Source organism: Ahrensia sp. R2A130, assembly GCF_000179775.1.
Classification (GTDB): Bacteria; Pseudomonadota; Alphaproteobacteria; order Rhizobiales; family Rhizobiaceae; genus Pseudahrensia.
Window position 1 is genome coordinate 372,431 of sequence record NZ_AEEB01000022.1, and the last position, 19,307, is coordinate 391,737.

General features: G+C 57.4%; 20 protein-coding genes. 9 read left to right on the forward strand and 11 right to left on the reverse strand.

The genetic code is table 11. The features are described 5' to 3' along the window. Positions 1 to 12 precede the first annotated feature (12 nt). Genes R2A130_RS15110 through R2A130_RS15120 form a run of 3 tightly spaced genes read right to left on the reverse strand, consistent with a single transcriptional unit; the run spans position 13 to position 2,623 of the window. The gene (locus tag R2A130_RS15110; protein WP_009758686.1) at positions 13 to 1,302 is read right to left on the reverse strand and encodes a TRAP transporter large permease; all 1,290 of its coding nucleotides are present in this window, start codon (positions 1,300 to 1,302) and stop codon (positions 13 to 15) included. Next, positions 1,302 to 1,826, reverse strand: a complete 525-nt coding sequence (locus tag R2A130_RS17805; RefSeq protein WP_009758687.1) for a TRAP transporter small permease — start codon at positions 1,824 to 1,826, stop codon at positions 1,302 to 1,304. The genes R2A130_RS15110 and R2A130_RS17805 overlap by 1 nt, the downstream gene beginning before the upstream one ends. After that, positions 1,823 to 2,623 carry an HpcH/HpaI aldolase/citrate lyase family protein gene (locus R2A130_RS15120; RefSeq protein WP_009758688.1) on the reverse strand — a complete coding sequence of 267 codons (801 nt, stop codon included), beginning with the start codon at positions 2,621 to 2,623 and terminating at the stop codon, positions 1,823 to 1,825. Before R2A130_RS15120 ends, R2A130_RS17805 begins: the two co-directional genes overlap by 4 nt. 100 nt (positions 2,624 to 2,723) lie before the next feature. Between R2A130_RS15120 and R2A130_RS15125 the strand changes: the two genes are divergently transcribed. Then, positions 2,724 to 3,653 carry a LysR family transcriptional regulator gene (locus R2A130_RS15125; protein WP_009758689.1) on the forward strand — a complete coding sequence of 310 codons (930 nt, stop codon included), beginning with the start codon at positions 2,724 to 2,726 and terminating at the stop codon, positions 3,651 to 3,653. Between the two features lie 3 nt (positions 3,654 to 3,656). Here the strand turns inward: R2A130_RS15125 and R2A130_RS15130 are convergent, their stop codons facing one another. From R2A130_RS15130 to R2A130_RS15160, 7 genes are all read right to left on the reverse strand, one after another. After that, positions 3,657 to 5,273 (reverse strand): gamma-glutamyltransferase, encoded by a 1,617-nt coding sequence (locus R2A130_RS15130; protein WP_009758690.1) that lies wholly within the window; start codon positions 5,271 to 5,273, stop codon positions 3,657 to 3,659. Further along, positions 5,270 to 6,679: an FAD-binding oxidoreductase gene (locus tag R2A130_RS15135; RefSeq protein WP_009758691.1), complete on the reverse strand. Its 1,410-nt coding sequence runs from the start codon at positions 6,677 to 6,679 to the stop codon at positions 5,270 to 5,272. Before R2A130_RS15135 ends, R2A130_RS15130 begins: the two co-directional genes overlap by 4 nt. Before the next feature lie 2 nt (positions 6,680 to 6,681). Next, positions 6,682 to 7,353, reverse strand: coding sequence for an RraA family protein (locus R2A130_RS15140; protein WP_009758692.1), 672 nt, complete (start codon positions 7,351 to 7,353; stop codon positions 6,682 to 6,684). A 10-nt stretch (positions 7,354 to 7,363) separates the two neighbouring features. Next, positions 7,364 to 8,659, reverse strand: a complete 1,296-nt coding sequence (locus tag R2A130_RS15145) for a TRAP transporter large permease (protein WP_009758693.1) — start codon at positions 8,657 to 8,659, stop codon at positions 7,364 to 7,366. A 12-nt stretch (positions 8,660 to 8,671) separates the two neighbouring features. Next, positions 8,672 to 9,247 (reverse strand): TRAP transporter small permease, encoded by a 576-nt coding sequence (locus tag R2A130_RS15150; RefSeq protein WP_009758694.1) that lies wholly within the window; start codon positions 9,245 to 9,247, stop codon positions 8,672 to 8,674. A gap of 26 nt (positions 9,248 to 9,273) precedes the next feature. Next, positions 9,274 to 10,281: a TRAP transporter substrate-binding protein gene (locus tag R2A130_RS15155; protein ID WP_009758695.1), complete on the reverse strand. Its 1,008-nt coding sequence runs from the start codon at positions 10,279 to 10,281 to the stop codon at positions 9,274 to 9,276. Positions 10,282 to 10,749: 468 nt separating this feature from the next. Next, a complete protein-coding gene (locus tag R2A130_RS15160; protein WP_040306119.1) occupies positions 10,750 to 11,775 on the reverse strand; it encodes a LacI family DNA-binding transcriptional regulator in 1,026 nt (341 codons plus the stop codon). 184 nt (positions 11,776 to 11,959) lie between these two features. On the opposite strand from R2A130_RS15160, the gene R2A130_RS15165 reads away from it, so the two are divergent. The 8 genes from R2A130_RS15165 (at position 11,960) to R2A130_RS17810 (ending at position 18,509) form a co-directional block, all read left to right on the forward strand. Next, on the forward strand, positions 11,960 to 12,148 hold the full coding sequence (locus R2A130_RS15165; protein ID WP_009758697.1) for a hypothetical protein: 189 nt from the start codon (positions 11,960 to 11,962) through the stop codon (positions 12,146 to 12,148). A 20-nt stretch (positions 12,149 to 12,168) separates the two neighbouring features. Continuing rightward, positions 12,169 to 13,317, forward strand: coding sequence for a TRAP transporter substrate-binding protein (locus R2A130_RS15170; RefSeq protein WP_009758698.1), 1,149 nt, complete (start codon positions 12,169 to 12,171; stop codon positions 13,315 to 13,317). Between the two features lie 120 nt (positions 13,318 to 13,437). Then, entirely contained in the window at positions 13,438 to 13,950 is a 513-nt protein-coding gene (locus tag R2A130_RS15175) for a TRAP transporter small permease (RefSeq protein WP_009758699.1), read from the forward strand. A 10-nt stretch (positions 13,951 to 13,960) separates the two neighbouring features. Further along, a complete protein-coding gene (locus R2A130_RS15180) occupies positions 13,961 to 15,289 on the forward strand; it encodes a TRAP transporter large permease (RefSeq protein ID WP_009758700.1) in 1,329 nt (442 codons plus the stop codon). A gap of 11 nt (positions 15,290 to 15,300) precedes the next feature. After that, positions 15,301 to 16,608 carry a histidinol dehydrogenase gene (hisD, locus tag R2A130_RS15185; RefSeq protein WP_009758701.1) on the forward strand — a complete coding sequence of 436 codons (1,308 nt, stop codon included), beginning with the start codon at positions 15,301 to 15,303 and terminating at the stop codon, positions 16,606 to 16,608. 74 nt (positions 16,609 to 16,682) lie between these two features. Further along, positions 16,683 to 17,096, forward strand: a complete 414-nt coding sequence (locus R2A130_RS15190; RefSeq protein WP_040306278.1) for a universal stress protein — start codon at positions 16,683 to 16,685, stop codon at positions 17,094 to 17,096. A 19-nt stretch (positions 17,097 to 17,115) separates the two neighbouring features. Next, entirely contained in the window at positions 17,116 to 17,868 is a 753-nt protein-coding gene (locus R2A130_RS15195) for an SDR family NAD(P)-dependent oxidoreductase (RefSeq protein ID WP_009758703.1), read from the forward strand. Positions 17,869 to 18,071: 203 nt separating this feature from the next. Further along, complete coding sequence (locus R2A130_RS17810) at positions 18,072 to 18,509, forward strand: hemerythrin domain-containing protein (RefSeq protein WP_050786179.1); 438 nt, start codon at positions 18,072 to 18,074, stop codon at positions 18,507 to 18,509. A gap of 4 nt (positions 18,510 to 18,513) precedes the next feature. Here the strand turns inward: R2A130_RS17810 and R2A130_RS15205 are convergent, their stop codons facing one another. Further along, positions 18,514 to 19,164 carry a Crp/Fnr family transcriptional regulator gene (locus R2A130_RS15205; RefSeq protein WP_009758705.1) on the reverse strand — a complete coding sequence of 217 codons (651 nt, stop codon included), beginning with the start codon at positions 19,162 to 19,164 and terminating at the stop codon, positions 18,514 to 18,516. Positions 19,165 to 19,307: the final 143 nt, after the last annotated feature.

Here is a 19,307-nt window from a genome sequence, read left to right on the forward strand (position 1 = left end):
ATTTTGGTTGCTTTAGAAACCCGCAAGGCGGGGGATGAAGAGGATGATCTGCGGAATGTAGGCCATCAGCAGAAGCGAGATGACGAGCGGCACAAGGAAGGGCGCCACCGCACGAAACAGCCGCGAAACGCGGAACCCCGTAATGTCGCTCATCACGAACAGCGCCAGCCCGATGGGCGGCGTGAACTGGCCCAGCATGATGTTGAACACCAGCACCACACCGAAATGGATGGGGTCGAGGCCGAACTGGTTTTCCGCAATCGGGGCCAGCATGGGGCCAAGAATGAGCAGCGGAATAGCGTTTTCAAGGATAGCGCCCAAAATGATGTTCACCACGATGACCACCAGCAAAAACACGGCAGCGGAGTGGATGTGTTCGGCAATGGTGGCGGCCAGCATTTGCGGCACCTGCCCGAAGGTGGCGACCCAGCCGAACAGAAAGGCGGAGGCGATGACGAAGAGCAGCCGCGCAGAAGACAGCGCCACCTCTTCCAGCGCCGACAGCATTTCGCGGATGCCGAGCGAACGATAGATCACGGCAGCGATGAACAGCGCGTAGAGCACGGCAACGGTTGCAGCTTCAGTCGGCGAAAACCAGCCGAACGCCATGCCGCCGACGATGAGGAACGGGGCGAACAGGGGCGGCAATGCCCGCAGGAAAGCGTGGCCCAAAGCGCGCCATCCGCCCCAACTGTCCGATTTGTAGCCCTTCCGCTTGCCCACCCAGTAGACATAGACCATCAGCGAAAACGCGATAAGAAAGCCCGGCAGGATGCCGCCTAAAAACATGCCGGAAATCGACGTGCCAGCGGCCACACCATAAAGCACGATCGGCAATGACGGCGGCAGGATTGGCCCGATGGAGGCGGATGCCAATGTCACACCAGCGGTGAATTCTGGATCGTAACCCTGTCGCGTCATGGATTTATATTCGATCTCCCCCAGCCCAGCGACATCGGCCAGCATGGAGCCGGACATACCGGCAAAGACCAGCGACGAGGTGATGTTGACGTGGCCCAGTCCGCCGGGAACGCGGCCCACCAGTTGATTGCAAAAATCGAAAATGCGATCGGAAATACCTGACACCGTCATCAGCTTTCCCGCAAACATGAACAGCGGAATGGCAAGCAGCGTGAACGAATTCAGCGACAGGGCCAGTTCATGCACCATCAACGACAGTGGTAGCTGGTTGACGATGATGAAGATCAGCGAACACGCAATCATCGCATAGGCGATGGGCAGCCCGATGATGATGAGGATGATCGAGACACCGATGATGAAAATTGTGAACGGATCGCCCATCACTCAGCTCCGCCTTTATGGGCCCAGCCGTCGCGAAAGCGGCGCAAGCCGTTGCGGACCACGAAGAACAAAAGTGGCACCGCCGCCAGCGGCACCGCTGCGGTGATGAGGTTGAACGATATGCCGAGCGCCGGTGTCTTCTGATACGAGGTTTCCGATAGGGTGTGATAACCGCCAATCATCATCGCGATCAGGCAAGCGATAATCATGAGATCGAAAATGCCGTAGATGACGGCCACCACGCGGGGGCTGAAAATCTCGCGCACAAGCTCCACGCGGATTTGGCTGTCGCGACGTTCGACCGCAATCGCGCCGAGGAATGTCATCCAGATCACGAGCGCTGCGGTCAGCTCTTCCGTCCATGTGAAGGGCAGGCTGAACACGAAGCGTGACACCACCTGCAACGAACACAGAATGAGAAAGCCGAGCAGGATCGCCATAGCGATGGAGAGTTCGATATTGGCAAGGTAGAACCGGCCGGAGCGTTTCTCCACCTGCGGGGTGACATCGTGGTGGCCGCTCATGATGCGGCCATTTCTTTGGCCACAGTCATCACCTTATCGCGCAGCCACACGAGGTCTGACCCTACGGATGTGATGCCATAACCCCGCGCCACTTTCTCCCTCGCCTGTGCGACGGACCCGGCCAGACCGCCGAGCACAGCAGGCGATGCGGCAACCGCCTCTTCTATACGGGCAAGCGCGGTCGCAACATCAGCGTGGCCCATATCGTTCAAATGGCCGAGGTCTGCGGCCAAGTCGACCGCGCCGATGAACACGGCATCTATGCCTTCTGTCGCCGCAATGGCGGGGGTGGCTTCCACCCCTTGCGCGCTTTCGATCAAGGCGATGGACAGCAATGCCGGCGCGACCTCGTTGACATAAGACGCCCAGTCGAAACCGTAACCGGCAGCGCGCGCCACACGGTGCGTGCCGCGGCGGCCCGCAGGCGAATAGCGCATGTGTTGCACCAGCTTCGCGGCTTCATCGGCATGGCGCATATCCGGCACGGCGATGCCCGCTGCACCGGCATCCAGCGCCAGTTTGATAAGCGACGGGGAAACTTCCGGCACCCGCACCACCACGGGCATTTCGCACGCATCGCAAGCGCGCAACTGGCCGTAGAGGCTTTCGTTGGTGTTGGGGGAATGTTCGGTGTCGAGGATGAGGAAATCGAACGGGCCGTGCGCCACCACTTCCGCTGCGATCGGGCAGCCCATGAACAGCCAAGCCGCCTGCAACGGCTCGCCCGCCGCCATGCGTGTGCGGATGTTCAACAGCTTGTCTTTTGTGCGTGGGTTCACGGGTGCATCGTCCAACATGAGTGTTGATGCCGAGCGTGGACAAGCGATGCGCCGGTAGCAAACCAAAATTTTCTTTGCCTTAAATCAATTATTCTGATGCTCTAAGGGCGGAGGCAGCATGATCAATTTCAAACAACTCGAAGCGCTGTACTGGGTTCGCCAGCTTGGTAATTACCAAAAGGCGGCTGACCGCATATCGGTCACGCAGCCCGCAATCTCTGCGCGCCTGGCCACCATGGAAGAGATGCTGGGCGCACGGTTGATCGACCGCACACCGGGCGGCTTGGGCTTTACACGGCTGGGGCTGGAAGTGGCCGACCATGCCGAGCAAATGCTGCTGCTGCGCGACGGTATGCTGGAAACCGTGCGCCGCGATAGCAAAACGCAGGTGCGTGTTGCGATGGTTGGCCCGGCCTCCACCTGCTGGGGCGAGCGGCTGCTGGTTGCCGCCCGCGACGAGCCGGATATCTCGCTGGAATTCACCGTGGGGTCCAACGTGCAGATTTCCCGCGATATTCAAAGCGGCACCGTCGATCTGGCCTTCCTGTCCGCCCTGCCCCACGAGGAAACATCGACCCGCGATTTCGGTATGGATTTTGAAATCGGCTGGGTGGGTGCACCCAATTTTGCGCCTGCAGACGGCAAGCCGTTGACGGTGTCGCAACTGCGGAAATCCGACCTCGTTCTCTATCCGCCAACATCGCCGCTTTACTCGCCGGTGCAGTCGATCCTGACCACATCATCCACGCAATCCGGCGGGCGGCATTTTGCCAATTCGTTGCCCACGATCTGCGATATGTTGCGGCAGGGTTACGGCATGTCGGCCATTCCGCTGGCCGTGGTACAAGACGACATCAGCAGCGGGCGCCTGGTGCATGTTCCGGCGGAAGAGAAGATTACGCCGCTGACGATCTATTGCTCCCATGTCTCCCGACAGCGTGAGGCACTGGTGCGGCGTGTGTTGAAACTCGCGCAGAATGCGGCGGCAGATTTTTGCGCCGCCAACAGCGAGACCACGCGCTTTTACCGCACGACCCCCCCGGGTTGATTGTCAGGCCCGAACGGATGCGGTTGCGGTGGTGGCGTCTTCATCCCACTCCAACCGCTCCGGCCCGGCGCTACCACCAACGGGTTGTGAGGGATCGTTCAACCCGCACCAACCGCCATCATCATCTCGGGCAACGCCTGAAACGCAGGCGTAGAGTTTCGGGAAGGTCAGGCGTTGCGCCAGCTCCACCGGTCCGCGCTCCTGCAATTTCTCAACGACCTTCGCACCAAGCGCAGGGTCGACGCGGGTGGAGCCACGGTCGGACGCATCGATGCGGGCGTGGTTCATGGCCTCTTCCAGCGTAGAGCCGAAATCCAACATCTGCGCGGCCACCTGCGTAACGGCAGGCATGATGTGGTTGCCGCCGGACGCACCCAGCGCGAACAACCCCTTGCCGTCGCGGCTGGCGACCATGGGGCAAATGTTGGACGCATTGATGCGCTTGCCGCCCTCCATCGTGGTGGGGAAGCTGGGGCGCGGGTCGAAATAGGAGACGGCATTGTTCATCAGCAGCCCCGTCTTGGGCAGTGTGACGCCGGAGCCGAAGCGGTTCAGCAATGTGTGGGTGAGCGCCACCATATTGCCATCACGGTCCACGGCAGAAAGGTTCGAGGTGCACGAGCCCTGTTCTGTGACGCGGCCGATGCGGATGTTGTGCTTGCGCCATGCGGCGTCCAGCGCGTCGGCATAGGTCGTCCATGTTTCGGGCGCGTCCACATGGCTTGGCCCTGAACCATTTAGGGGCATATGTTCAGCTATGTAAGCGAGCGCATCGCGCATCCGTTCGCCGCCACTGGTGACCCCCGGTGTGTGTACCACAGCGCCGCGATGTTCAGCGCTACGGGCAGCTTCTTCTGTAACTGTATAAGCGGCAAGATCTTCACCCGTTATGGTCGAACCACCGGCTTGAAGATCAGCGACGATGCGCGCTGCAAGATCGCCGCGATAAAACGCATCAGCGCCACCGTCGGCATAGGCCTGCAACGTGTCGGCAAGGCCCGGAATGAACAGCCGCCCTTCCGGCAATATCGGCGCGCCGTCCGGCAGGTAAATCTTGCTCGACACATCATCATGTCGCAGCACCGCCATCATCAGCGACGATTGCAAACAGGTGAACCAGTCCGACGCGATGCCGGTGCGCGCCATGACGACCGCAGGCGCTGCGATGTCGGCCAGGCTCATCGTGCCGTATCGCGTGACAGCGTGGTCGAAACCGGCAGCCGCCCCCGGCACGGTGATCGAGCGATAGCCTTCCACATTGGCATTGTCGCGCACGGTGGGAAAACCCATCAGCGTGATGGGCGCATCGGGGTTGGGCGGATAATCTTCCGTGCGGGTGGCGGCGGCCAGCACGCCTTGAAAATCGAGTGTGACCGCGCGGCCTTCCGCCTGCAGCCATATTGTCATCGCACCGCTGCCGCCCAGCCCGCACATCCATGGTTCGACGACGCCGAGCGCCAGCGCGGCACCTATGGCCGCATCAACCGCATTGCCGCCCCGCGCCAGAACATCGCCACCCGCTTTTGCAGCCAGATGGTGCTGTGCGGCGACCACTCCGCCCGCGTGATGCAGGGCAGATTTGTTCACTGCCCAGTGTTCGACATCGGCATTGATGCTCATGGAGAGGTTCCCTCGTTTTGGGCAAACAGAATATGCGGGTTGAACAGGCGTTGTGGGTCGAGACTGTCCTTCATCGCGTCCAGCAAGGCCAGCTTGGCAGGCGATGCCTGCGCGCGGAAACGCTCGCGCTTGGTGCGCCCGATGCCGTGTTCGGCAGCCACCGTGCCGCCCATAGCGTCCGCGCCATCATAGATCATCGCAGAAATTTCAGCATCGCGTACCGTATCATAGGCGGGCATGGAGATGTTGAAATGCACATTGCCATCGCCCGCGTGGCCGAAGGCGTTCACCGTGCATCCCGCAAAACGGCTCTCCACCCTCTGCGTCATATCAATGATGAAACCTGGCAGATCGGACACGGCAACCGCGATGTCATGCTTCAATTGCGGCCCTGCTAGCCGCTGCCCTTCCACCACCGCCTCGCGCAGCAGCCAGAACGCTTCGCCCTGCGACAGGCTTTCTGCAATCGTGCCATCGCCGACGATACCGCCTTCGAAAAGCTCTTCCAGAAAGTCCAAAAGGTCGACGCGTACTTTGTCCTCGTCACGGCCTGCCACCTCCAGCAACAGTGTCCACGCACAGTCGCCTTCAAGCGGCTGACGTGCGGCAGGCACATGTTTTAGCGCCATGGTGATGCCCGCCTTGCCCATGAATTCCAGCCGCTCGAAACCGGCCCCGAAGCGTTCATGCGCCCGCGCCAGCAGATCGGGCAGTGCTGCGAGTTCATCCAACCCCAACAAACACGAAACGAGTGCGCCAGGCCGGTCCACCAGCGAAAGCGTCGCTGCCGTTACAAGTCCGAATGCGCCCTCTGTGCCCACGAAGATGCCGGACAGGTCCGGCCCGAAATTGTTCTTCCGCAAAGGGCGCAAATCGCTTTCGACAGAGCCGTCCGGCAGCACCACTTCCAGCCCCACTACGAGGTCGCGCATCATGCCAAAGCGCATGGCGTGGGAGCCGCCCGCATTGGTGGCGATCAACCCGCCAACTTGCGCCGTGCCTTCAGACCCCAGCGCCACGGGCAGGCGCAAGCCCGCATCATCAGCCGCTGCTTTCACCGCAGAAAGCGTTGCACCGGCCTGTGCAGTGATGCTGCGGTTGGCGGTATCAGCCGGTTGAATCGTGGTCATGCGGGCGGTGGATAACACCACGCCATCGCCGGTTTCGTCCGGCACGGAGCCACCCACCAATCCGGTATTCCCCCCTTGCAGAAATACCGGCACGCGATGGGCTTGGCACAATGCCACCATGCGCGCCGCTTCTTGCGTGGTGGCCGGTTTCAGTACCGCAAGGGCGCGCCCGTGATAGCGGTTCAACCAGTCGCTGAGATGCGGTGCCATTTCATCGGATAGGTCCGTGATCGCATGAGGTGGCACCGCCTCGCGCAACTGGTCGAGAAAATTCATGGTCAGCCGGCTTGGCTTTTGGCGGCTACCTTTGCAGATGCGCCCGACAGCTCCCCCAGCTTCTCGCCAGCAGTAATGCGCGGTTGGTTGGCATTGCCGCGCTCGGTTTTGGTTTCGGCAACCGAGATCACCTCTTCCAGATCTTCAGGCGCGATGAACAGCACGCCGGAATCGTCCGCCAGCACGGCATAGCCCGGCAGCACGGCAGCGCCCGCGATAGATACGGGAATGTTGAAGCCTCCGCCGATGTCGTAAAGCCGCGTGGTGATGGGCGACGGCCCACGTGACCAGACGGGGAAACCGTGGCCCGCTATTTCGTCCGTATCCGTGTGCGCCCCATCCACGGCAGCGCCTGCAAAACCGCAGGCCTTGGCCGCATTGGCCACCCCGCCACCAAAACAGGCGTGGCGGGTATCGCCAAGGCGGTCGATGGCGAGAAAGTCACCTGGCCGCAGCTTGCCCACCACATCGTGCAGCAGGGTGGAATCCGCACCCGGAACGGCAAGCGTCACCGCCGTGCCCACGACCGTATTGCCCGGTACAACGGCCTGTAGTGCGGGGTCGGCGAACCCGAACAGATGGGTGTGGCCGATGGTGGCCGTTTCCAGTTTTGAAAGGCGCTCCAACAACGCGGGGTCGACTGCGTCCGGCAGTGGATTCAGCTTGTAGCTCATAAAGGATCCGTCAGTTAGCGAGAGGGTCGGGGCCGAGAACAAAGTTCGGCAACCACAGCGAAATTTCCGGAATGAAGGTCAGCGCAACCAGCGTGACCAGCAGCGGGATGAGCATGGGCAGTGTGGCGAGCGCGACCTTTTCAAACGGCACCTTGCCCACTTCGCACACGATATAGAGCCCGATGCCCATGGGGGGCGTGGCGATGCCTATGAGGAGCGCGAGCTGCAAAATGATGCCGAAATGCACGCGATCGATACCGTAAGCATCGATCAGCGGCAGCAGGGTCGGCACTAGTATCAGCTTGGCTGGAACCCCTTCCACCACGCAGCCGATCAACAGCACGAAGATGATGAGCAGGCCGAGAAACACATTCACATTTTCCGTCAGCGCAAAGACGGCGGATGCGATTTGCTGCGGCACCTGTTCGATGGCCAGCAGCCAGCCCATGGCGATGGAAAAGCCGATGATGATCATAATGACAGACGTCATCATGGAGGTTTCCGACAGGGCCGCGAAGAATTTCTTGAAGGTCAATTCGCGGTAATACAGCCCCACCGCGATGCAGTAGAGACAGGCCAGCACGCCGGCCTCGGTCGCAGTAACGAAGCCGAACACGATGCCGCCTAAAATGATGGCCGGTGCCATGAGCGCCAGCAGACCATCGAAACCCGTGCGGGCGACCTCACGAACCGGCGCGCGTTCCTGCACCGGAAAATCGCGGAACTGGGCGATGGCACGAACGTAAATCATAAGCGAAAAACCGACCAGTAGGCCCGGCACCAGACCGGCAAGAAACATGCGGTCGATGCTTTGTTGCGCGAGAAACGCATAGATAACGAGGCCGATGGAAGGCGGAATGAGCGGGCCGATAACGGCGGATGCCACGGTAACGGCGGCTGCAAATTCCGGCTTGTAACCGCGCTCCCGCATGGCGCGGATTTCGATAGCGCCCAGGCCCGCGCAATCGGCCACGGCAGCGCCGGATATGCCGGCGAAGATCATGGATGACACGATATTCACCTGCGCCAGACCGGCTTTGAAATGCCCGACAAGCGCGTTGGCGAAATTGAAAATGCGGTCGGTGACGCCGGTCACGTTCATCAGATTGCCGGCCATGATGAAGAACGGCACGGCCAGCAGCGAAGACTTGTTCACGCCTTCCAGAATTTGCTGCGGGATGATCTGCAATGCACCGGAAAAGTCCGACGTCAGGAAGGCCAGAATAACGGCGGCACCGATGGACATGGACACCGGCACGCGCAGCAGGATGAGCGCGATGAAAACGCCGAAAAGAATAATGGACATAAGATTGCGCCCCTAAACCGGCTTGGCCGTTTGGGCAGAGGGCGCTGCCGAATGGCCCTCACCGAGATATTCCGGCAGACCGAGAACCATCTTCGCCACGTCCACCAGCATCGCCAGCCCGATCAATGCACTGGACAGCGCAAGCGGCACGGTGAGCGACCAGCGCGGCAGTTCCAGCGAACCGGGCAACAATGCGCCATCGACCTTGCCCGTCTGTACGGAAAGCACCTGCGGCATGGTCCAGATCAATATACCGACGACACCCAGCACCGTGACATGACCCAACACGCGGGTCGCCGCCATGCCGCGTTCACCGAACAGGCGGGCAACGAAATCGATGCGGACGTCACGGGCAAAAATCATCGCGGCGAAGAAGCCGAAAAAAGACAGCCAAACAAACAGCACCATCGTCCATGGGAAAATCCAGTAGGCACCCAGATTAAACGGGCGCAACACGATGGTGGCCGCTGTGAAGAACAGCATCACCAGCAGGCAGGCGCTGCACAGGCCGGCAAACAGATGGCCCACGCCACGCAAAATTTTATCGAGGCGCATCACGAAAGATGCTGCGGGAGAATGCTGATCCATCGCGCTGCGCCCCGACACAAAGGCCTCTACTTGGCCTTGGTGGCTTCTACCGCTTCAACGAAACCTTCAGGCAATTCGCCCTTGGCCTGCAGGTCGGCATAAAAGCTCTTCATGCGCTCCACGAAGGGAGCGGTGTCGAGTTCGACGTAGTTCACGCCGTTTTCCTGCATCCGCTTCAGCGAGGCATCGGTAACGTCCTGCATGGCGGACGTGCTCATGGCGCCAGCTTCATTATAGGCTTTCATCAGCGCATCGCGCTGCTTGTCGTCGAGGCCGTCAAGCGCTGCCTTGTTGACCATGAAGCCTATGGATTGGTGGTATTCGTCTGTGCGGGCAATGTTCGGGGCCACCTCGTTGAAGCGCATGGACTCCACAAGCGCGACGGGGGAATTGACGGCACCAACGATGCCTTTGTCGATACCGGAATAGACTTCCGTCCACGGCATGGTGATGACCTCGGCCCCCAGATGGGACCACGTGGCGATGGCAAGCTGATTGGGGTGCATCCGCAATTTGCGGCCCGCCACATCATCAAGGCTTTTCACCGGTTCCTTCGTCACCATCACGCGGTATGGCCCGCGCAAAATAAGCGTTGGGTCGCCCAACAGGGTGATGCCAGCTTTGTCTTCAACCTGTTTGAACCAGCTCTTTGCCAGATCGGAATTCATGAAACGCGCCCAGTGCTCGCGGTCTTCGAACATGAAGGCGGCATTGGTCCACGATGTTTCCGGCACCCATTTTTTCAGGAAGCCAAAGCCTTCCCCATAAATTTGAATAACATTGGCCTGAAGCTGCTCCAGCACCGCGTCTTCCTTGCCCAACTGCTCGTTGGGGAAGACTTTTATGGTCAGCTCGCCATCGGAATATTTGCCGGTGAGCTCCGCGAATTTGGCGAAGATTTTGCCCTCGGGTGAATCCACCGGCATCTTGGTGGCCATGCGCCAGCTTTCAGCAGCGAACGCGGTGCCTGTGGTGGCAGCAAGGGCAAGTGCTGCGGCTGCAGTGATAAGGCGACGGCGGGTACGGTCGAACATCGTGGATCTCCATTGAAAAGAACGTCACCCGATGGTGAGCGCCTTGACGGTTGAAGGTCCAATCAAACTTACCTTTATTTTACATCAAAATTATTGACGCAAAATAGAGGTAACGCTGCCCTTCTCCGGCGGCGCTCGCAGTGAGGGTTGTCAGAGCAACTTGACGGTTTCCAGCTCAAGCGAGAGCCCGATCCGTGTCCAAACCCAAATTTTTCAAGTATTTCAACTCATCGCCAGAGATCATTTACCTCGCCGTGATGATATCTTGAAATAGCGAACGGGCAAGCGATGGGCGATTGCAAGATGCTAGATGCTAGATGGCCGACGAACCGACCTCAAGAACGCTCCTCTGACAACGCCCCCTCGCACTCGCGCCACCGTAATGCACAAGATCGATTGGGAGTGGCGCCATGATTATCGCTAACCGCCGGGCAGGTTGGAATGCGCTTGATTTCTTAAAGTCGGTTTTCAACTTGGCGGAGGCGACCTCAGAGACTCTCGAAGCATTATCGTAGTCTCAAGCTCAATTGAATTTCCTGGCACCTGCTTTTCGATCATATCGACAAGTTCACAGGCAGCCCTGCGGCCCATTTCGCGATGCGGCACGTGAACGGTGGTCAATGGCGGATTGACGATCCGCGCCAGCTCAATGTCGTCGAAGCCGGTAATCGAAACGTTTTCGGGTATGTTGATACCTAGCTTGCGCGCACGCTGAACTGCACCGACAGCGAGAACGTCATTGCCACAAATGATGGCCGTAGGTGGTGACTTTCTTCGCATCAAAGCTTCGAATGCGTCGCCAGCACTTTCCACGTCATGTGTGCTCTCGACCACTTCAAGATATTCCGAGTTCGAACCATGTTGCGCCAAGGCATCCTTGATGCCTTCGATACGCTGCCTGACCCGGTCGTTCGTTTTGCTGCTTCCCATGATGGCAACAATTTTCTTGTGTCCGTATTTCAGAACTTCTTGCGCCAGCTTCTCCATGGAACTGCGGTTTTCAAAACCGACTGACGGGCGCGCGGCGCTTTCGTCATATGTCCAGGCAACAAGAGAAGGCACGTTCTGCTTTTCCAGATAGGTGTAGATGTCAGGGTCTCTGTCGTGGCCGATCAACAACAGGCCGTCAGCACCCCGTGCCACCATATTTCGTATTTGGTCTTTCTCGATTGTGGGATCATAAAGAAAGGAAGAGACCAGCAGAATGTATCCGCGGCGATAAAGCTCCTCCTGAAAAGCTTGAATGCCCCGCGCAAATATCGCGTTTTCCATGGTCGGAATGATCGCGCCCACGGTAAAAGAACGTTTGGCGGCCATGACCCTTGCGGCGAAATTGGGAGTGTACCCCAGTTGCTCCACCACTTTGAGCACGCGATCCCGCGTTTTTTCTCCAACCCGTTCAGGAGAATTGAGGCTGCGCGAAACCGTAGCCGTAGAGACGCCTGCGCCCCTTGCTACATCCTCCAGAGTTGGAATGGATCGCCCAGTTGCCAAAAGGTGCCTCGTAGTTTGAGAGGCCAGCCTGGTCTCACAGCGGTCATATCCCACTTTTAGCAACAGTTATGCAAGCAAACGTGCGCTCTTAGTGCAAACGCTTGCATATTTAGATGTAAGCGCTTGCATTTCAAATTTTACAGTGCTTACTTTGTCGCACGTATCGGCAACCAAGGGCCCGGCCATGTTTCTCGCTGCCTCAATCGCAATCTTCGTTTTGTATTTTCTCAATGTTGCATTGGGTGCTTTTGCGAGCAGCTCGTTTCTTGGCGACGTTGGGGAAATGCTGGTTCTGTTCACGGCCTCGATCTTGTTCGTCGTGGCCATCATCAAAAGAGAAGCCGACGAAGGAAAACGGAAATCGGCTGACTGAAAAAACCTGGGAGGTATTTCATGACAAAAGACCAACAAGAGATTGCATCGGCTGAACGCCGCAACTTTCTGAAATTGACCGCAACCGGTGCCTTTACGGCAGCAGTAGTTGCAGGTGCTGCAGGCACGCTCTGGTCATCTGAAGCTGTTGCGCAGAGCGCACGCGAAGAATCGCAGCGTGAAAAAGCAGCCGAACACACGATGGTTCTCGCAACCGCTTATGTTCTCGGCGCATCGCGCAGCTATCCGATCATGCAGCTGGACCTGAAAGAGAACATTCAGAACGCCACGAACGGTCGTGTTTACGTGAAACTTGCTCCGGGCGGTCAGCTTGGTGCCGGTGGTTCGCTGGTCCAGAAAGTTCAGGGCGGCACCATTCAGGCAGCTCAGCATTCGGTGTCGAACTTCGCGCCTTTCGCCTCCACCGTCGACCTCATCAATATGCCGTATCTGTGTGGTTCCAACCAACGCTTCACCAACCTCGTGAATTCCGAGTTCTGGAACACGGAAGTGCATCCGAAGGTCGAGAAGGCTGGCTTCAAGGCCCTGTTCTACGTAAACATCGACCCACGCGTTGTGGCTGTTCGCAAAGGCGGTGCCGGTGCGGTGCTCAGCCCATCCGACCTGTCCGGCGTGAAGTTCCGCGTTCCCGGTTCGAAAATGCTGCAGCAATATTACCGTATGGTCGGCGCAAACCCGACGCCGGTTGCATGGGGTGAAACACCTTCCGCGATCAAACAGGGCGTTGCCGATGCACTCGACCCATCGGTCGGCGCATTGTTCGTCTTCGGCTTCAAGGACATCTTGAGCCACGTCACGTTCACACAGGCCGTGCCGGACAGCCAAGTCTATTCCTGCAATCTGGAATGGTTCAACTCCATGCCTGCCGACATTCAGGAAGGCATCATGTGGGGTTCGGAAATGACAGCTCACCAGAACCTGGCAAAAGTGCCGTCAGCGCGTGCTTACGCAATGGCCGAATTGGCCAAAGCCGGTGTTGAGTTCCACTCGTTGAGCGAAGACCAGTTGGCCGAATGGAAAGACGCCGGTGGCTACCAGCGTTCCGAATGGGATGAGTTCAAAACCGAGCTTGCCGGTTCCATGGATGCCTTTGCAAAAATGGAAGAAGCCGCAGCTACCCAAGGAAAATACTACGTCCACGACGCGTAAGTTTCCTCCTGGGGGCGCCTGTATCAGGCGCCCCCGTTCTACCTATGCCAACCAAACCCAGTTGATGACGAGCCGAACACAGTGACCGCTTAAGTCACGAGTGAACGGGAGGAGTTCGACATGAATTTACTTCGCAAAATCGACAGAGACGCCGAACGATGGCTGCTTCTGACATTCTACGTGATGCTGGTCATCACGATGGCGGTCGAAGTTCTGCGCCGTGAAGTGTTCGCTTACTCATCCATTTGGGGTGAGGAAATCGTTCGCTACTCGTTCATCTATCTGGCCTGGATCGGCGCTGCGGCTGCCGTGAAAGAACGCGCGCACATCCGTATCGATGTGCTGATGCACTATCTCAGCCCGCGCGCCAAAGCGTTGCTCTATATCTTTGGCGACATCGTCATGTTCGTTGTAGCCGTCATAGCGCTCTACTGGTCGATTGAGACGGTCTACGTCTCTGCAAAATTCGGATCGGTAACAGACGGGCTTCGCATTTCCAAAGTGTGGTTTCTGATGGCTGTGCCGGTTGGCTTCGGCCTCATGTTCTGGCGGCTGCTGCAGTCTTTTACTCGTGATTTACGCTCGCTTCGCGACGGCACTGCCGTCTTCGAAGGCGACAAACTGTTTGATTGAGGAATAGAAAATGCTCTGGACCACCGTTAATCAAACCGTAGAATTGGGCTGGGATTTCTACCTGCCTGTCATCTTGTTCGTTGCGCTCATCGCATTGGCCGTGCCCGTTTGGGCTGCCATCGGCGCGACAGCGATTCTCATGCTCACAATGTCCGGTGACCTGCCGCTCAGCCTTGTTGGTGAAAGTCTGTTCACCGGCATCGACGCCTTCGCACTAACCGCCGTGCCACTGTTCATTTTGACCGGCGACGTGTTGGTGCGAACGGGCTTATCGCGAAAATTCCTCGACGTTGCCGAAGCGCTGACATGCTTCACCAAAGGCGGCTTCGGCTCGGCCACGGTTCTCGTTTGCGGCATGTTTGCTGCTATTTCGGGGTCCGATGCTGCAGGCGCTGCCGCAGTTGGCCGCATGACCATCGACCGCTTGGTCGAGAGCGGTTACCCCCGCCCTTACGCTTGTGCGCTCGTTGCAGCTGGTGCGTGTACCGGCATCCTTATCCCGCCTTCTATCGCTTACATCATCATCGGTCTGGTCCTCGGCATATCCGCCTCGACCCTGTTCCTTGCTGCAGTTATTCCCGGCATTGCGATCCTGTTGTCCATTCTCATCACGAACCTGATCGTCAATCGCATCTACCTTTATGAAGGTGGTGGCACGCTGTCGTTTGGTGAGTGGCTTTCCAATCTGGGCCGTTCTTTGAAGTCGGGCTGGTACGCGTTCATCGTTCCCGGCATCATCTTCTACGGCATCTTTTCGGGCAGGCTTACGCCCACCGAAGCTGGCGCGTTGGCCGTGGTCGTTACCATCATCATGGGCTTCATTCTCAAGACGCTGAGACTGTCCGATTTCCCCGCCATGCTGGTGACGTCTGCAAAGGTGAACGGTGTCATTTTGCCCATCATCGCCTTCTCCGCGCCGCTGGCGGAAGCGTTGGCGATCATGGGTGTTCCGCAGGGCTTCGTGACTTCCGTTACCGCGCTCACCGAAGATCCTTACATCCTGATCCTGTTGATGATCGGCATCCTGATCGCAGCAGGCTGCGTGATGGAAACAACGCCGAACATCGTCATCCTTGCACCGATCCTGAAGCCCTTGGCCGACAATATCGGCATGAACGAAATCCAGTTCTGCATCATGATGATCACCGCCTTGGGTGTCGGCTTCATAACGCCGCCACTGGGTCTCAACCTGTTCGTCGTCTCCGGCATAACGGGGGAGTCGATACTAAAAATCGCGGCCCGCGCGGTGCCGTTTGTGTTGTGCATGTTCGTCGTCGTTTTGCTGATCGCCTATGTGCCGGCTTTGTCGACAAGCCTGCTTCCAGAAATCTACCAATAGAAAGCCAATTCATGTCTCGTGAATACCTAAAAACGGCCGCCCTGACCGCTACGTCCGACGCCAATGAAGTGCACGACATCGTCAAGAATATTCTTGATGACATCGAAGCTGGTGGCGACGCCAAGGCGATGGAATACGCTGCGAAATTCGACAAATACGAAGGCAATGTTCTTCTCACTGCCGAAGAGATCGAAGCGGCAACTGCATTGGTTCCTGAAAAGATCAAACGCGATATTCAATTCGCCCATGACAACGTCAAACGCTTTGCCGAAACACAAAAAGGCACCGTGTCGGACGTCGATCTCGAGATCGTACCCGGCATGATTGCTGGCCAGAAGGTTGTTCCTGTCGATGCAGCTGGTTGTTACGTTCCCGGCGGTCGCTACAGCCATATTGCCAGCGCGATCATGACCGTGACGACTGCGAAAGTGGCTGGCTGCAAGAACATCGTAGCCTGCTCACCGCCGCGTCCGGAAATCGGCGTAGCGCCTGCCATCATCTATGCCGCCCACATTTGCGGTGCAGATAAAATTCTGGCGATGGGCGGTGTCCAAGGCGTTGCTGCGATGACCTTCGGCCTGTTCGGTTTGCCAAAAGCCAACATTCTGGTCGGCCCCGGCAACCAGTTCGTGGCGGAAGCCAAACGCATACTGTTCGGTCGCGTCGGCATCGACATGTTCGCCGGTCCAACGGATAGCCTTATCCTCGCTGATAAAACCGCCGACCCGCACATCGTCGCGACAGACTTGGTCAGCCAGGCGGAACACGGTTACAACTCGCCGGTCTGGCTCGTAACCGATGATCGTGCATTGGCAGAAGATGTCATGGCTCGCGTGCCTGGCCTGATCGACGATCTGCCTGATACGAACCGCGAGAACGCTTTTGCAGCGTGGCGCGATTACGCCGAAGTCATTCTGTGCGCTGACCGCGAAGAGATGGCAGCCACGTCCGACGAATATGCGCCGGAGCATCTGACAGTGCAGGCCGAAGATCTGGATTGGTGGCTGGAACGCCTGAGCTGTTACGGCTCGTTGTTTCTGGGTGAAGAAACCACGGTGTCCTATGGCGACAAGGCAACCGGCACCAACCATGTTCTGCCGACGTCCCGCGCTGCCACCTACACAGGCGGCTTGAGCGTCCACAAGTTCATGAAAATCATCACCTGGCAGCGTGCGACCCGCGAAGGTTCAAAACCTGTTGCCGAGGCCACAGCGCGCATCTCGCGTCTGGAAGGCATGGAGGGCCATGCCCGTGCCGCCGATGTTCGTTTGGCTAAGTATTTTCCGGGCGAAAATTTCGATCTTTCAGCCAGCGAATAATCACATGTGTTGCTGCACACGCTTTGGTTTTGAAAAAACTGAAACGTGATGCTGCCAACCAAGGAGATTTCAAAATGTATCAAAAAGTCCTGGTTCCCATGGCGCTCGACCATCAAATTTCGCCAACAACCTTGAAGATCGCTAAATCGCTGGTTGCTGCAGATGGAGAGATCATTGCGCTGCACGTTCATGAAGCGCTGCAAGGCTCGGTGAGTGCTTATGTGGACGAAACAGCCGTGAAAGCCGGGTTCGAACGCGCTGAAAATCTCCTGAAGGAAAAGCTTGAGGGCGTGAGTGATGTTTCCGCACAGATCGTTAAAGGTCACACGGCCCGTTCGATCATCGACTTTGCAAAAGCCAACAAGATCGACTGCATCGTCATTGGTTCACATAAGCCAGGGCTGATAGACTACTTCCTCGGTTCGACCGCCGCATGGGTCGTACGTCACGCCAAATGTGCGGTGCATGTTCACCGCTCACATGGCTGAGCCGAGGAACAATCTAACGATGACCACCGACCATATTTTTGACCTTTCAGGCAAACGCGCACTCATCACCGGTGGCGGGTCTGGTATCGGTAAAGCAATGGCACATGCACTTTCTGATGCAGGCGCGTCTATCATTTTGGTCGGACGGCGCAAAGCCTTGCTGCAGGAGGCTTTGGAAGGGCGAGACGGGATGGTCATCGCCGCCGACTTGTTGGCTGCAGCTGCGCCGCAAGCAATTTATGATGCTTGTGCCGATGCGGGCGCCCTACCCGACATCATCATCAACGCAGCGGGCCTCAATCCGCGCAAACATGCAGATGATATAAGCCCCGAACAGTGGCAGCAGACCATTCAGCTGAATCTGAACGTTCCGTTCTTTCTCTCCCAAATTTTCGTGCCCCACATGAAGCAAAACAACTGGGGCCGCATCATCAACATCGCCTCGCTGCAATCCACCCGCGCCTTTACCAACGGCATCGCCTACGGGGCATCGAAGGGCGGTGTGAGCCAATTGACCCGCGCCATGGCTGAAGCTTGGTCGAAAGAAGGTATCAACGCCAATGCAATCGCGCCGGGCTTCTTTCCAACCGAATTGACTGCCGCTGTTTTTGAAAATGATGCGGTCGCCAGTCACCATGCAGCCATGACATGCATCGGACGCAATGGAGGGCTGGAAGACCTTACCGGACCAACAATCTTCCTCGCGTCGGAAGCATCCAACTACGTCACCGGACAGATATTAAGTGTGGATGGTGGCTACACCGCAAAGTGATGCGTCTCTTCATGTCAAACGCGATTGTCCGTGAAGATGCAGCAACTTTCCACTCTTCGTACCGTAGTGACGAACCTTCGGCCGGGCGTTTCAACCTTCTCAGTCGTTTATTGCATCTTTCCCATTCCGCGCTCCACTCAAACGTAGCGCAACTGGAATTGTAACTCACAAATCAGGCAATTTTCTCTCGGGGTACCAACAGATTGGCTGAATTCGCTGTATGTCTTGATCGGGATAGTTCGTCATTGTCCACCGGTTTTTCCAAAGATTATGTCGAGGTTGAACCAGTTGTTCTTGGTGAACTGCACTTGCGACCTACAATCCGATTTCCCTCCAGCCAATTGGAGAATCCATCAATTGGTTGTCGCCTTTTCCCCCTTCTGGAGCAGCGTGCTGGCCGCGAAAGTGTGGCAAAGGGCATCGAACGGTTGCGTTACGAACATTGGGAAGACGAAGACTACGCTGAAGAAATCAGCCAGACACTAGGCCTGCTTGGGCGTGGCGAACCTGTTGGAAGTGTTGACAAAGTTTCTTGGTTGCTGCGCGGATTCTTCAGTGGTGTACGGCGGCACATCGCCTACGAAACAGATCAATTTCTGCCGATGCTTGATGCAGAAGCAATGTCACAGGCACCGGCTTGATCGGCTAACCTGTTTCGACACAAGAGGCCTGACGTAAATCGTCTATGCGGTAAATATGGATCGTGTTCCGGTCCCGCACATCAATGACACCAGCGTGGCGCAGCTTGGTCATCTGACGGCTTACGGTTTCAATGGTCAGACCTAGGAAGTCAGCGATCTCGGCCCGCTTCAATGGCAGATCAATTTCGAAAGCTTCATTGCCGGTTCGTTCCGGTTCAGCGTGGGTGGCAATAAGCAACAGAAAACTCGCCACCTTCTCCGGTGCGGTTTTGCGTCCTAAAGCGAACAGCCAGTCACGCGCTTCATCCAGTTCAGCCATTTTTTGTTGAAACATACGCCGCTCAATAGCTGGCGTTTCTTCTATGAGCTCGGCAAGTACCGAGGCTGGAAACGAACAAAGCCGCACATTGGTTGATGCCGTGGCAGTCATGTCGTCATTGTCTGAATACGGCCTGCCCATGAAGTCAGGTGCGAATTGCAGACCAACAATTTGCTGGCGACCATCACGCGCGGTCTTGGTGAGTTTGACCACGCCGCTGAGAACATTTGAGTAGGTTTCGCGCGGATCTATTTTTGTTTGCAAATCGGTTTTGGGCGGATGCGCGCTTTTTACAGTGTGCTTCGCTAACCGCTGCAATTGTTCGGGATTCAGCACCCCGCAAATTCCCTTATGCCGCGCTTCGCACGACAGGCAGAGGACGGGAATATCGGAATTATGAATGTCTTTTCTGATGGAAATTTTCCGATTACATTGTCAGCTTATGCTGCAATTTTTGCACTTTAAATCCGATTCCGAAA

Bases quoted from the DNA above. Each gene is read 5' to 3' on its own strand.
- R2A130_RS15110 (WP_009758686.1), bottom strand. From the start codon at position 1,302: ATGGGCGATCCGTTCACAATTTTCATCATCGGTGTCTCGATCATCCTC.
- R2A130_RS17805 (WP_009758687.1), bottom strand. From the start codon at position 1,826: ATGAGCGGCCACCACGATGTCACCCCGCAGGTGGAGAAACGCTCCGGC.
- R2A130_RS15120 (WP_009758688.1), bottom strand. From the start codon at position 2,623: ATGTTGGACGATGCACCCGTGAACCCACGCACAAAAGACAAGCTGTTG.
- R2A130_RS15125 (WP_009758689.1), top strand. From the start codon at position 2,724: ATGATCAATTTCAAACAACTCGAAGCGCTGTACTGGGTTCGCCAGCTT.
- R2A130_RS15130 (WP_009758690.1), bottom strand. From the start codon at position 5,273: ATGAGCATCAATGCCGATGTCGAACACTGGGCAGTGAACAAATCTGCC.
- R2A130_RS15135 (WP_009758691.1), bottom strand. From the start codon at position 6,679: ATGAATTTTCTCGACCAGTTGCGCGAGGCGGTGCCACCTCATGCGATC.
- R2A130_RS15140 (WP_009758692.1), bottom strand. From the start codon at position 7,353: ATGAGCTACAAGCTGAATCCACTGCCGGACGCAGTCGACCCCGCGTTG.
- R2A130_RS15145 (WP_009758693.1), bottom strand. From the start codon at position 8,659: ATGTCCATTATTCTTTTCGGCGTTTTCATCGCGCTCATCCTGCTGCGC.
- R2A130_RS15150 (WP_009758694.1), bottom strand. From the start codon at position 9,247: ATGGATCAGCATTCTCCCGCAGCATCTTTCGTGATGCGCCTCGATAAA.
- R2A130_RS15155 (WP_009758695.1), bottom strand. From the start codon at position 10,281: ATGTTCGACCGTACCCGCCGTCGCCTTATCACTGCAGCCGCAGCACTT.
- R2A130_RS15165 (WP_009758697.1), top strand. From the start codon at position 11,960: ATGTTTCTCGCTGCCTCAATCGCAATCTTCGTTTTGTATTTTCTCAAT.
- R2A130_RS15170 (WP_009758698.1), top strand. From the start codon at position 12,169: ATGACAAAAGACCAACAAGAGATTGCATCGGCTGAACGCCGCAACTTT.
- R2A130_RS15175 (WP_009758699.1), top strand. From the start codon at position 13,438: ATGAATTTACTTCGCAAAATCGACAGAGACGCCGAACGATGGCTGCTT.
- R2A130_RS15180 (WP_009758700.1), top strand. From the start codon at position 13,961: ATGCTCTGGACCACCGTTAATCAAACCGTAGAATTGGGCTGGGATTTC.
- hisD (WP_009758701.1), top strand. From the start codon at position 15,301: ATGTCTCGTGAATACCTAAAAACGGCCGCCCTGACCGCTACGTCCGAC.
- R2A130_RS15190 (WP_040306278.1), top strand. From the start codon at position 16,683: ATGTATCAAAAAGTCCTGGTTCCCATGGCGCTCGACCATCAAATTTCG.
- R2A130_RS15195 (WP_009758703.1), top strand. From the start codon at position 17,116: ATGACCACCGACCATATTTTTGACCTTTCAGGCAAACGCGCACTCATC.